The organism is Paraburkholderia phosphatilytica, from assembly GCF_003443895.1.
Taxonomy (GTDB): Bacteria; Pseudomonadota; Gammaproteobacteria; order Burkholderiales; family Burkholderiaceae; genus Paraburkholderia; species Paraburkholderia phosphatilytica.
The window spans coordinates 73,518-86,009 of sequence record NZ_QQOA01000019.1; the positions used below are offsets into that span (position 1 = coordinate 73,518).

General features: G+C 66.1%; 11 protein-coding genes. All 11 read left to right on the forward strand.

The window, feature by feature from the left end; genetic code table 11:
- The first annotated feature begins 6 nt into the window (after positions 1-6).
- The 11 genes from DVS29_RS20685 to DVS29_RS37375 are packed head-to-tail and all read left to right on the forward strand — an operon-like array spanning position 7 to position 12,478.
- Positions 7-1,011 carry an NAD-dependent 4,6-dehydratase LegB gene (locus tag DVS29_RS20685; protein ID WP_118182353.1) on the forward strand — a complete coding sequence of 335 codons (1,005 nt, stop codon included), beginning with the start codon at positions 7-9 and terminating at the stop codon, positions 1,009-1,011.
- A gap of 3 nt (positions 1,012-1,014) precedes the next feature.
- Positions 1,015-2,175: a LegC family aminotransferase gene (locus DVS29_RS20690; protein WP_118182354.1), complete on the forward strand. Its 1,161-nt coding sequence runs from the start codon at positions 1,015-1,017 to the stop codon at positions 2,173-2,175.
- The gene (locus DVS29_RS20695; RefSeq protein WP_118182355.1) at positions 2,172-2,795 is read left to right on the forward strand and encodes an acetyltransferase; all 624 of its coding nucleotides are present in this window, start codon (positions 2,172-2,174) and stop codon (positions 2,793-2,795) included. Before DVS29_RS20690 ends, DVS29_RS20695 begins: the two co-directional genes overlap by 4 nt.
- Positions 2,792-3,796 carry an N-acetylneuraminate synthase gene (gene neuB, locus DVS29_RS20700; protein WP_240655710.1) on the forward strand — a complete coding sequence of 335 codons (1,005 nt, stop codon included), beginning with the start codon at positions 2,792-2,794 and terminating at the stop codon, positions 3,794-3,796. Before DVS29_RS20695 ends, neuB begins: the two co-directional genes overlap by 4 nt.
- 1 nt (position 3,797) lies before the next feature.
- Positions 3,798-4,733, forward strand: coding sequence for a Gfo/Idh/MocA family protein (locus DVS29_RS20705; RefSeq protein ID WP_118182356.1), 936 nt, complete (start codon positions 3,798-3,800; stop codon positions 4,731-4,733).
- 11 nt (positions 4,734-4,744) lie between these two features.
- Positions 4,745-5,566, forward strand: coding sequence for an SDR family oxidoreductase (locus DVS29_RS20710; RefSeq protein ID WP_205962487.1), 822 nt, complete (start codon positions 4,745-4,747; stop codon positions 5,564-5,566).
- Between the two features lie 3 nt (positions 5,567-5,569).
- Positions 5,570-7,729 (forward strand): hypothetical protein, encoded by a 2,160-nt coding sequence (locus DVS29_RS20715; RefSeq protein ID WP_118182357.1) that lies wholly within the window; start codon positions 5,570-5,572, stop codon positions 7,727-7,729.
- 34 nt (positions 7,730-7,763) lie between these two features.
- Positions 7,764-8,921, forward strand: a complete 1,158-nt coding sequence (neuC, locus tag DVS29_RS20720) for a UDP-N-acetylglucosamine 2-epimerase (RefSeq protein WP_205962488.1) — start codon at positions 7,764-7,766, stop codon at positions 8,919-8,921.
- A gap of 42 nt (positions 8,922-8,963) precedes the next feature.
- Positions 8,964-10,100, forward strand: coding sequence for a nucleotidyltransferase family protein (locus DVS29_RS20725; RefSeq protein ID WP_118182358.1), 1,137 nt, complete (start codon positions 8,964-8,966; stop codon positions 10,098-10,100).
- Between the two features lie 6 nt (positions 10,101-10,106).
- Positions 10,107-11,441 carry a polysaccharide biosynthesis protein gene (locus DVS29_RS37370; RefSeq protein ID WP_164707957.1) on the forward strand — a complete coding sequence of 445 codons (1,335 nt, stop codon included), beginning with the start codon at positions 10,107-10,109 and terminating at the stop codon, positions 11,439-11,441.
- Positions 11,438-12,478 carry a glycosyltransferase family 2 protein gene (locus tag DVS29_RS37375; protein WP_164707958.1) on the forward strand — a complete coding sequence of 347 codons (1,041 nt, stop codon included), beginning with the start codon at positions 11,438-11,440 and terminating at the stop codon, positions 12,476-12,478. The genes DVS29_RS37370 and DVS29_RS37375 overlap by 4 nt, the downstream gene beginning before the upstream one ends.
- Positions 12,479-12,492: the final 14 nt, after the last annotated feature.

Here is a 12,492-nt window from a genome sequence, read left to right on the forward strand (position 1 = left end):
AAACGCATGTCGTCCACACGGAAAATCCTGATCACCGGTGCCGACGGATTCATCGGCTCGCATCTGACCGAACATCTCGTCCGTGCGGGGCACGACGTTCGCGCGTTCGTGCTGTACAACTCGTTCAACTCGTGGGGCTGGCTCGACCGTTCTAGCGCCGAGATCCGCTCCGAGCTCGACATCTTCGCCGGCGACATCCGCGATCCGAACGGTGTGCGCAAGGCCATGGAAGGCTGCGACGTCGTGCTGCATCTGGCCGCGCTGATCGCGATTCCGTATTCGTATCACTCGCCGGATACCTACGTCGACACCAACATCAAGGGCACGCTGAACGTCGTGCAGGCCGCGCGCGATTCAGGCGCGCGCGTCGTGCACACGTCGACGAGCGAGGTCTACGGTACCGCGCGGACCGTGCCGATCTCCGAAGACCATCCGTTGCAGGGCCAGTCGCCGTACTCCGCATCGAAGATCGGCGCAGACCAGATCGCGCTGTCGTTCCATCGCTCGTTCGGCACGCCGGTGTCCGTGCTGCGTCCGTTCAACACCTACGGGCCACGTCAGTCAGCACGCGCCGTGATTCCGAGCATCGTCATGCAAATCGCGGACGGGCGACGCGCCATCAAGCTCGGCGCGCTGCACCCGACGCGCGATTTCAACTACGTCGCCGATACCGTGCGCGCATTCGAAGCCGTCATGCACTGCGACGCGGCGGTCGGCCAGGTGCTCAATGCCGGCAGCGGCTTCGAGATCAGCATCGGCGACACGGTCAAGCTGATCGCGGAAACGATGAACGCCGACATTCGCATCGAAACCGACGAAGCGCGGCTACGCCCGGAGCACAGCGAAGTAGAACGCCTGCTCGCCGATGCAAGCCGGCTGCGCGCGCTGACCGGCTGGAAGCCCGAACACGAAGGTCTCGACGGCTTTCGTCGCGGCATCGACAAGACCGTGCGGTGGTTCGTCGAACGCGACAACCTCGCCGGCTACAAGACTGGCATCTACAACATCTGAGCGATGACGCGCGCACACGACATCATCCGGATTGTTCGCGACGCATATGGCGGCGCGGATGGGCCGCTGCCACTGCACGCGCCGATCTTCGCCGGCAACGAGCTCGCCTATGTTCAGGCGACGATCGAGTCGACCTTCGTGTCGTCGGTCGGCGCGTATGTTGACCAGTTCGAACGCATGCTCGTGGAGATCACCGGAGCCGCGCATGTGATCGCAACGACGAACGGCACGACGGCGCTGCAGATGGCGCTGCTGCTCGCCGGCGTCGAGCCCGGCGATCTCGTGATCACGCAGTCGCTCAGTTTCGTCGCCACGGCAAACGCGATCGCGCATGCCTCCGCTACGCCCGCATTCGTCGACGTCGAGATGACAACGCTCGGCATGTCGCCCGACGCGCTGCGCGATTTTTTCGAGTGCGACTGCGAACGCGTGGCAGGCGGCGTCCGGCATCGCGCTTCAGGGCGGCGCGTGGCCGCCTGCGTGCCGATGCATGCGTTCGGCTTTCCGTGCCGTATCGACGAGATCGCGCGACTCTGCGCGCAGTGGCGCGTCGCGCTCGTCGAAGACGCCGCCGAAGCACTCGGCAGCTGGCGCGGCGCGCGGCATTGCGGCACGGCGGGACTGTTGGGCACGCTGAGCTTCAACGGCAACAAGGTCTGCACGACGGGCGGCGGCGGCGCGATCTTGACCCATGACGCGTTGATCGCAAAGCGCGCGAAGCACCTGACGACGACCGCCAAGATTCCGCACCGCTGGCGCTTCGAGCATAACGCGATCGGCTACAACTTCCGGCTGCCCAATCTGAACGCCGCGCTCGGCTGCGCGCAGCTCGAACAGCTTGACGCGTTCCTTGCGTTCAAGCGTGCACTGGCGCAACGCTATTGCAGCGCGTTCGACTCGGCCGGCATCCGCTTCCTCGTCGAGCCGCCGGACACGCGCGCGAACTACTGGCTGTGCGCGCTGCTGCTCGACGACGAGGCCGAGCGCGACGCCTGCCTCGATATCACCAACGACGCCGGCGTGATGACGCGTCCGGTGTGGGAGCCGCTGCATTCGCTGCCAATGTTCGCGCAAAGCCCGTGCGGTCCGCTCACGGTCACCCACGACGTCAGCCGGCGTCTGATCAACATTCCGAGCGGCGTGCGCGCGATGGAGCCGACATGAAGGACATTCTGCTGATCGGCGGCGGCGGTCATTGCAGGTCCGTCATCGACGTGCTCGAAGCGACCGCGGCGTGGCGCGTCGCGGGCATCGTCGAGCGTCACGACAGTCCGGTCCGGAATGTGATGGGCTACGAGGTGATCGGCTGCGACGAAGACCTCGCGGCATTGCGCGCGCACTGCGAGTTCGCGCTCGTCACCTGCGGACAGATCAAGTCGCCGGAGCCGAGGATGCGCCTCTTTCACGCGCTGAAAGCGGCCGGATTCACGCTGCCGGTGCTCGTGTCGCCGCGTGCCCACGTATCGCGCTCGGCAACGCTCGGCGAAGGCACGGTCGTCATGCATACGGCGCACATTGGGCCCGCGGCACGCGTTGGCGCGAACACGATCGTCAACACGCGCGCGTTGATCGAGCACGACGCCACGATTGGCAGTCATTGTCACGTGGCGACCGCCGCGGTCGTCAACGGCGGCGCGACGGTCGGCGACCGCAGCCTGATCGGCAGCGGCGCCGTGTGCCGCGAAGGCATCGCGGTGGGCGCCGACTGCGTCGTCGCGATGGGCGCGCGTGTCGTCAAGCCGCTGCCCGACCGCACGCTGTTCATCGGAGGACCCACGACGTGAACCCTACCTGCGCGATCATCGCGGAAGCCGGCGTCAATCACAACGGTTCGTTCGAGCTGGCCTGCCGCCTCGTGGATGCCGCTGCGAAAGCGCGCGCCGATTTCGTGAAGTTCCAGACCTTCAAGACCGAAAAGCTCGTCACCCGTCACGCGCCGAAAGCGGACTATCAGAAGCAAACGAGCGGCGCGAGCGAATCGCAGTTCGACATGCTGAAGCGTCTCGAACTGCCCGCGTCGGCGTTTCGCGAACTGGCCGCTTATTGTGACGAGCAAGGTATCGCGTTCCTGTCCACGCCGTTCGACATCGAATCCGCCATCTTCCTCGCCAGCATCGGCATGCAGGCATTGAAGGTCTCGTCGGGCGATCTCACCGACATTCCGTTCCTGCGCCAGCTGGGCGCGATGGGGCTGCCCATCATTCTCTCCACCGGCATGGCCACGCTCGGCGAAGTGGAAGACGCGCTTGAAGCGCTGGAAGCATCAGGCACATCGCTCGAACGCGTCACGCTACTGCACTGCACGACCGAATATCCGGCACCGGTCGAAGAGGTCAACCTGCGCGCGATGCTGACGCTGCGCACCGCATTTCCACGTGCATCGACCGGCTATTCGGATCACACCGAGGGCATCGACATACCGGTCGCCGCGGCGGCGCTCGGCGCGCGGGTGATCGAAAAGCACGTCACGCTGGATCGCGCGATGCCGGGTCCCGACCATCGCGCGAGCATCGAACCGCACGAGCTCAAGCGCATGGTCGACGCCGTACGACGCATCACGTCTGCGCTCGGCGATGGCCGCAAGCGCCCGTCGGCTTCCGAGCTGCCGAATCGCGTAGTCGCACGCAAGTCGATCGTCGCGAGCCGGCCGATCGAACAAGGCGAAGCGTTGTCGCCTGACAACCTGACCGTGCGCCGGCCAGGTTCGGGCATTTCGCCGGCGCAATGGGATCGTGTAGTCGGCACGCTCGCAACGCGCGCCTATGCCACCGATGAGCCGATCTGACATGAGCACACGGCTTCTCGTCATCGGCTACGGATCGATCGGCGCGCGCCACAGCAGGCTCGCGGCCGCACTCGGTGCGGACGTCGCGTGCGTGACGAAGCGTGCCGACGCGCCCTTCCCGGTCGCGGCGCGTTTCGCGAGCGTGGCCGATGCGATCGCCGCGTGCGACCCGCGGTATGTCGTGATCGCCAACGCCACCGGCCGCCACGCCGACACCCTGCGCGAACTGGATCGGGCCGGCTTCGGCGGACATACGCTCGTGGAAAAGCCGCTTTTCCGCGCGAGCGACGACATGCCGCTCGCGCGGGCGTTTCATACGTCGGTCGCGTACAACCTGCGCTTTCATCCGCACGTCCAGACGTTGCGCGACGCGCTCGCGCAGCGCCCGCTCTACAGTGCCTGCTTCTATGCGGGGCAATACCTGCCGCAATGGCGGCCGCATGTGGACTACCGCGCGTCGTACTCCGCGCGCCGCGAAGAGGGCGGCGGCGTGCTGCGCGACCTGTCGCACGAAATCGATCTCGCAATCTGGCTGTGCGGGCGCCCGCTTTCGGTTGCCGCTGTCGGTGGACATCTGAGCGGACTCGAAATCGACAGCGAGGACGTCTATTCGATGCTGTCGCGACACGAGCGCTGCCCCGCGGTGACGATCTCGCTCAACTATCTCGACCGCACGCCGACGCGCACGATCGCGATCAATGCACGCGATCTGAGCGCGAGTATCGATCTGGTCAACGGCACGTTGACGCTCAACGGCGAGATCACGCATTGCGGCGACGATCGCGACGCAACGTATCGCGCGCAACTGCAGGCGTGGTTCGACCGCGACGCGTCGTCGCTGTGCAGCTTCGACGAAGGATGCGAAGTCGTCCGCTTCATTGCAGCCGCGGAAGCAGCCGCGGCAGAACGGCGCTGGGTGGACCTGCCGCGCCTGTAACGACCACCAGGATGGATCGACACGAAACGATGCGCGCCATATCGGAACTGATGTCTCTGTCGGGAAGGACCGCGTTGATCACGGGCGGAGCCGGGCATATCGGCTCGGCGATTGCCGAGGCGCTGGCCGAGGCCGGCGCGACGATCGCGCTCGCGGACCGCACGCTGCCCGAACTCGAACGAAGCGCGGCGCAGCTACGCCGGTCGGCGTCCGCGACGGTTGCCACATTCGACGTCGAACTCGCGGACGAAGCGAGCGTGCGCGCGCTGCCCGGCCGCGTTGCCGGACAGTACGGCGGCCTCGACGTGCTCGTGAACTGCGCGGCGTTCGTCGGCACCACGCAGCTCGAAGGCTGGGCCGTGCCGTTCGAACAGCAGCTGAGCGCAGCGTGGCGCGCGGCGTTCGAGGTCAACGTCACCGCGGCATTCGAACTCGTGCAGCAGGCGCTGCCGTGGCTTAGGCGCTCCGGCAAAGGCGCGGTGATCAACGTGTCGTCGCTGTACGGCGTCGTGGGTCCGGACTGGCGGCTCTACGAGGGCACGACAATGGGCAATCCAGCCGCCTACGGCGCAAGCAAGGGCGCGCTGACGCAACTGACGAACTGGCTCGCGACGACACTCGCGCCCGACGTGCGCGTGAATGCGATGAGCCCGGGCGGCGTGTGGCGCGACCAACCTGCCGCGTTCGTCGAGCGCTATACGCAGCGCACGCCGCTGCGCCGCATGGCGACGGAAGAGGACTTCAAGGGCGTCGCGCTGTTCCTCGCAAGCGATCTGTCGAGCTACGTCACCGGCCAGAACATCGTCGTCGACGGTGGCTGGTGCGCATGGTGAGCCATGAGTGATCGCGACGACGTCTCGACGCTGACACCGCCGCGCGCGAACGCGGACGCCGTCGCGCCGCAACGCGAGCGCGACCCGCGGCGCACGCCCGCGCGGCTGTGGTCGCTCGTGACGTGGATGCGATGGACGCCTATCGCGTTGATCGCGATCTTCGGCGGCACCGCGCTGATCGCGTGTAATCCGGGCTACTTCTGGGACGACTGGGTGTGGCGTTTCCAGCCACCCGCGCAGAGCATCCGCATCGGCAAGGAGCTGGGCATCTTCTGGGGCGGCTATCTGACCAACGCGATCAACGCGACCGCCGATCCATCGCTGACGATGCGCGCAACCGCGCTCGTCGCGTGGGTCGTCGCCGGTGCGGTCGCCGCGTACGTGCTGCACCGGCAGCGCGTGGTGTCCCGCGACGATGCAATCCAGCTGTTCCTGATCTACGCCGCGACGCACGTTGCGTCGATCCGCTTCCTCACGAGCGTCGCGATGTACAACGTGTATATCGCGTCCTTCTGGACCGGATGCGCGCTGCTGCTGGCTTCGCCCGGCCGGCGCGGACACCTGCTGGCGAGCCTGCCGTTCTTCTTCTTTTCGTTCTATCTCAACTCGCTGATCGTGCTGTTCGTCGCGGTGCTCGTGCTGCTGGCGGCGCGCGATGTGGGCAAACAGATCGATGCGCGCGCGTGGTTGCCGGATTGGCGAAATCTGTACGCGCATCGTCGCGACGTACCGGCGGCACTGCGCGCGATTGTGCGCGAAGCGCGCGCGCCGCTTCGCCGGTTCGCCGCGCACAACGCGGCGCTGCTCGCGCTACCGTTCGTGTTCGCGCTGGTGAAGCGGCTCACGAGCGTCAAATCGACGCTATACGGCGACTACAACGACATCGACCGGCGCATCCTGATCTCGTCGCTCGTCGACTCGTTCCGCGCGATCCGGCCGGTGCTGCGCGACTATTTCGCGATCTCGTCGCGCGGCGTTCCTCATCTGATGCTGGCGGCCTGCGGTGTGCTCTGCTTCCTGCTGCTGCGCATCGCGCCGCGGCGGCAACGCCGCACCACGCTGCGCGCCGCGCTCGCCCAGGCCGCGCTCGGCTGGGTGCTGTTCGCCGCGGCCACCTATCCGTACCTGATCGTCGGCAAGGCGCCGGAACTGCCGAACTTCTACGAAAGCCGCAACGTGCTGCCGGCGCTTGCCGGGCTCGCGCTGGTGCTGATCTCGTTCGCGAACCTCCTCGATCTGGCGTTCGCGAAAGTCGCCCTGCTGCGCGGCTTCGGACGCGATCTGCTGCTCGGCTACGTGATCGGCGCGTCCATAGGCAGCGGCATTGTCACCGGGCTCGACCTGTGGCGCGACTGGATCCGTCAGAGCGCGATCATGGCGTTCATCCGCACGCACGAAGCGCCGCTCGCGGACGTCCGCACCTTCGTATTCGACGACGCCGCGTATCGCATCGGCGACCGCAAGGTGTGGAACTACGAATACACGGGCAATCTGGTCGCCGTCTATCGCACGCGCGAACGGCTCGGCGTCGCGGTCGACGAGTACGCCACCTGGCCGCCGAAAGTCGAAATCGTCGCGAACGAAGCGTTGCGCAAGCGCTTCAACTTCGGCGACTACCAGTTCGACAGACCGCACGCGATCATCACGGTCCGCAACGGCATCATCCCGCTCACCGAACCGCGCGTGCTTGCAGTGGTCGGCGCCTACCTGCGCGGCGTGCCGTGGCAGCGGCAGCTCGGCGATTACATCGATATCAGCATGGCGTACGAACACGTGGAAGCGGACGCACGCGTCGCCGAGGCGTTCGACATCGCGAACGCGCTGGCTGCGTACAAACGCGACCATGGCCAGTATCCCGCTACGTCGGTGGCGCCCGCGAACGGTGTGCCCACCCACACGCTGCTGCCTACGGAGCGCATCGGGCCGCCTATCGTGCGCGGCGACATTCCGGGGCTGTTCCCCGGCTATCTTGCGCGCATGGCGTCGATGGCCCCGCATCCCGCCGGCGATCCGACCTGGCTGTACATGTCCGATGGCGTCGATTTCAAGCTCGTGTTTGCGGACCCGCCGGATTTCGCGTATGCGAAGCAGGCGCATCCGGCACTGATCGATCCGATGCGACCGGCCTACGGCACCTGGACGTTCGGTGCGAAAACCTGGTGAGGCCATCACGACTACCCGACACAGGATTCACGCTATGCGCACGATTTGCGTCTTCACCGGTACCCGCGCTGAGTACGGTCTGTTGCGGCCGCTGATCCGCGCGCTCGAGGCCGCGCCGGACGTGACGGTCAGGCTGCTCGTCAGCGGTTCGCATCTGGCCGGCGCGCACGGAGCGACGTGGCGGGAGATCGCGAGCGACGGCATCCGGATCGACGAACGCGTCGAGGTGCTGATGGACAGCGCGACGGAAGCGGGCGTGCACACCGCGATGGGACTCGGCATGATCCGCTATGGCGACACGTTCCAGCGGATCGCGCCGGACCTGCTGGTGCTGCTAGGCGACCGCTACGAAGCGTTTGCCGCGGCCGCCGCCGCAACCGTGTGCGGGATTCCGATAGCCCACCTGCAAGGCGGCGAACTCACGTATGGTGCGATCGACGACTCGTTCCGGCATGCGATCACGAAGCTGAGCCATCTGCACTTCACGAGCACCGAAGCGTATCGAACCCGCATCATCCAGCTCGGCGAAGGGCCGGATCGCGTGTTCGCGGTCGGCGCGCTGGGCGTCGAAAACATCCGCACGCTGGACCTGTATGACGAAGCGGACACCGCGCGCCGACTCGATCTCGAACCTCGTCGCCCGTATCTGCTGGTGACATTTCATCCCGCCACGCTATCGAACCGCGCGCCCGATGCGCAGTTGAGCGGCCTGCTCGATGCGCTGGACCGCTTTCCGGATTACGCCGTCGTGATGACCGGCGCGAACGCGGACGCGGGCGGGCTCGCGATCAACCGGCTGCTGGCCGAACACGCGGCGCGTCGAAGCGGGCGCTACTGCTTCTTCATGTCGCTCGGAACGCAGCTGTATCTGTCGGCCGCGCGGCACGCCGCGGCGGTGGCCGGCAATTCGTCGAGCGCGATCATCGAGGTTCCGTCGCTCGGCGTGCCGAGCGTGGACATCGGCCCTCGCCAGGCGGGACGCACACGCGGCGAGAGCGTCATCTCATGCGGCGAAGACGCGGCCGACATCGCCGAGGCGATCGGCCGCGCGCTCTCCCCCGAGTTTCGACAGCTCACCGCGCGCGCGGCCAATCCGTACGACAGGCCGGGCACGACCGAGCGGATCGTCCGCGAACTCGTATCGCGGGATCTGGCCGGCTTGCGCTGCAAAACCTTTCACGACCTTCGGTAGCAACTCGAATCCGGGACACCGGCACTGGGAGCACTTGCAATCATGAATCCATCATTGATCAACCCGTCATTGCTTCGAACCCGACCCACGTACGGCAGCCTCAGCGACGCGCGTGAGAGCCGCATCGACCGGTTGAAGATATCGCTCGACGACAGCATGTCAGAGGTCGTCAGCCGCATCCAGGCGAGCGGATCGCTGGGATGCGCACTGATTTACGACGGCGCGGGACGCTTCGTCAACATTGTCACCGACGGCGACGTGCGGCGCGCCTTTCTCGAAGGCAAACGGCTCGACGCCACCGCGCGCGACATTCACGAGGTCAAGAAAAAGACCTCGCGGCCGCTGCCGGTTACGGCGCACATCGGCTCGACGCACGCCGAACGGATCGCGCTGTTTCGCCGCTATTCGCTGCGCCAGCTGATTCTCGTCGACAGCTTCGGCGCGCCGGTCGACATCGTCGATCACGAGAGCATGAATTCTTCGCCCGCCTATGTGAACCGGCCCTTCACGGCGGTCGTGATGGCAGGCGGTTTCGGCACGCGGCTGCGGCCGCTCACCGAAGATACACCGAAGCCGATGCTGCATGTGAATGGACGTCCGATGCTGGAAATCAGCATCGAGAAGCTGGTCAGCTATGGCGCAAGCCGCATCTTCATCTCGACGCACTACCTGCCCGAGAAGATCGTCGATCACTTCGGCAACGGCGAACGCTTCGGTATCCCGATCGACTATCTGCACGAAGACGAGCCGCTCGGCACCGGCGGCGCGCTATCGCTCCTGCCCTGCCGCGACGACACGACGCTCGTCTTCAATGGCGACATCCTGACCAACCTCGATATCAGCATGTTCCTCGCGTACCATCTGCGCAGCGAATCGGCGCTGACCATCGCCGCGACGCAATACAGCTTCCAGGTGCCGTTCGGCGTCGTCAGCACCACGGATTCGCAGGTCGTGCATATCGACGAGAAGCCGAAGTTCAGCTTTCTGATCAACAGCGGCATCTACTTCCTGTCGCCGCGCGTGTTCGCGACGCTGCCGAGGAACGGCGCCTACCATATGACCGACGTCGCGCACGAGCAGATCCGCCGCGGCGTACGCGTATCGTGCTTTCCGATCTTCGAGCACTGGCTGGACGTGGGCCGCCCGAGCGACTATGACCTTGCCGCGAAACTGTTCTGAGCACGCATGAGCGCGCAGGAAACCGTCTCGCTGCCCGGCCGGCGCTTGCGGCCCGAGCTTGCGTCGATCCTCGCGCTGCGCGTCTGGCAGGCAGGCGCGGGCCTCGTCACGACGGTGCTCGCGGTGCGCTTCCTGACGCCGGAACTGCAGGGCTGGTACTACAGCTTCGCGAGCGTCGCGTCGCTCTATACGCTGTTCGATCTCGGGCTTTCCACCGTGCTGCTGCAGGTCGCCGCTCACTCATTCGTCGGGCTGCGCTGGACCGCCGGCAACCGGCTCGAGGGGGCGCGCCAGACCCACTTCCGGTCGCTGCTGCGCAAGTCGGTGCGCTGGTATGCAATCGCGGCGATCGCGTTCCTGCTCCTGCTGTTGCCTGGAGGCTGGCTGTTCTTCGGCGCGAAGGCCCCGGCCGGCTTCGCATGGACGTCGTGCTGGCTCGTGCTCTGTGTATTCACCGCGGGCGGCCTCGTCGTGCTGCCGTTTCTCGCGGTACTGGAAGGTAGCGGGCAGATCGCGCAGGTGTATTCGGTGCGGCTCACGCTCGCGGTGCTCGGCTCGGTCGCGTGCTGGTCGACGCTTGCCGCCGGCGGCGGCCTGTGGGCCGTCACGACGATGCCCGCGATGGCGCTGTGCGTGCCGCTCCTGTGGCTCGCGCAACGTCATCGGCCGCTCGTCGCGATCGCATGCGGCGCACCCGACGAGACGTATCGGTGGCGGCGCGAAGTCTGGCCGCTGCAATGGCGGCTGGGCGTCAACTGGCTGTGCGGCTACCTGCTCACGCAGATCAACATCCCGATCCTGTTCCATACCCAGGGTCCGGTGGTCGCGGGGCAACTGGGCCTGTCGCTCGCGATCGTCAACATGCTGGGACTCGTGGCGCAGTCCTGGCTGCTACGCCACGTGCCCGGCATGGCAAACGCCGCGGCCACGCGCGACTGGCGACATCTGGACCGTCTGTTCTCGCGCGATTTCGGCGTCACCCTGGGCGTATTTGCAGCGGGCGCGACCGCCATCCTCGTTCTGGCGTGGCTCATGGCGCCGCTGCCGGTCATGCGTCGCCTGCTGCCGTGGCCGCAACTGCTCGGGCTCTTCGTGTTCGCGTTCGCCAGCCAGTTCACCGGCGGCCTCGCGCTGCATCTGCGCAGCTTTCGCCGCGAACCGTTCGTCTGGCTCACGGTGGTGGGCACCTCGATCACGGTGCCGGCCGCCTTCTATGCATCGCTGCACTATTCGTCCGCCGGTCTCGTCGCCGTGCTGGTCACCTTGAACTGCGCGCTGAACCTGCCGGCGGCCATCGTCATCTGGCGTCGCTGCAACATGACATGGAGAACCACGGCATGAACGCAGCGACTTCGCCGAAGCTGACGATCGCAATTCCTACGTTGGATCGCGCGCGGTATCTGCGCATGAATCTCGACAGGCTGCGGGACGAGATGCCGTCGCTGCCAGCGGGCAAGGTCGACATTCTCGTGTCAGACAACCATTCGACGGATGAGACGACCGAGGTCGTCGCGCGCGCGGTGGAAGCGGGGCTGCCCGTTCGCTACATCCGCAACGAAGAGAACCTGGGCTCCGATGCGAATATCGCGCAGTGCTTCAACGAAGCGCGCGGCGACTACGTGCAGATCATGGGTGACGACGACCTGTACGTACGCGGCACGCTCGCGCGCGTCGTCGCGCTGCTCGAAGCGGACAACTACGGCGTGCTGTGCCTGCGTCCATTCGGTTACGACAACGACCCCGATGCGGAATATCCAGGCCGCGCCGGCGCGATGCGCGAATACACGGAGGCGGGACGATTCCTGCGCGCGGTCGGCCCGCTCATCACGTTCATTTCGGCCATCGTGATCAACCGGCGCATCCAGGCCGACGTCGACGCGCGCCAGTTTTGCGGCTGCAATCTGGTGCAGGTTCATCTCGCCATGCGTGCCGCGATTCTCGCGAACAAAAACGCGTACGTGACCGAATACATGCTGGCCTGCAAGCGCAATAATTCCGGAGGCTATGGTGCGCCGGATATCTTCGTCGAACGTCTGGGCGGCATTCTCGACAGCTTCCGCGGAAAAGGACTGACCCAGGACGATATCCGCGACTTCGAAACGCGGATGCTGCTGTCGCACCATCCGTTCTATCTGCTGCGCCGGCGCATTGCCGAGCGCGGCAGCCTGCACGATATGTACGAACGTTTCCACGCGAGGTTCGCTCGTCGCCCGCTGTTTCACCTCTGGGTGGCGCCGATCATGCGGCTGCCTCGTCCGGCCGCCCTGCTGTGGGGCATCGTCACGACCGTGACGGGGCGCGTGCTGAACGGCGAACTGCGCCGTGGACTCAAGTTCGCATGGCATCGCCTGATCCGGCGAACGCAGGCGCGGCCGTAACGACGATGCGCCGA

Excerpts from the sequence above, each read along its gene's own strand:
- DVS29_RS37375 (WP_164707958.1), top strand. The coding sequence starts at position 11,438 with ATGAACGCAGCGACTTCGCCGAAGCTGACGATCGCAATTCCTACGTTG.
- DVS29_RS20695 (WP_118182355.1), top strand. The coding sequence starts at position 2,172 with ATGAAGGACATTCTGCTGATCGGCGGCGGCGGTCATTGCAGGTCCGTC.
- neuC (WP_205962488.1), top strand. The coding sequence starts at position 7,764 with ATGCGCACGATTTGCGTCTTCACCGGTACCCGCGCTGAGTACGGTCTG.
- DVS29_RS20685 (WP_118182353.1), top strand. The coding sequence starts at position 7 with ATGTCGTCCACACGGAAAATCCTGATCACCGGTGCCGACGGATTCATC.
- DVS29_RS37370 (WP_164707957.1), top strand. The coding sequence starts at position 10,107 with ATGAGCGCGCAGGAAACCGTCTCGCTGCCCGGCCGGCGCTTGCGGCCC.
- DVS29_RS20690 (WP_118182354.1), top strand. The coding sequence starts at position 1,015 with ATGACGCGCGCACACGACATCATCCGGATTGTTCGCGACGCATATGGC.
- DVS29_RS20715 (WP_118182357.1), top strand. The coding sequence starts at position 5,570 with ATGAGTGATCGCGACGACGTCTCGACGCTGACACCGCCGCGCGCGAAC.
- DVS29_RS20725 (WP_118182358.1), top strand. The coding sequence starts at position 8,964 with ATGAATCCATCATTGATCAACCCGTCATTGCTTCGAACCCGACCCACG.
- DVS29_RS20710 (WP_205962487.1), top strand. The coding sequence starts at position 4,745 with ATGGATCGACACGAAACGATGCGCGCCATATCGGAACTGATGTCTCTG.
- DVS29_RS20705 (WP_118182356.1), top strand. The coding sequence starts at position 3,798 with ATGAGCACACGGCTTCTCGTCATCGGCTACGGATCGATCGGCGCGCGC.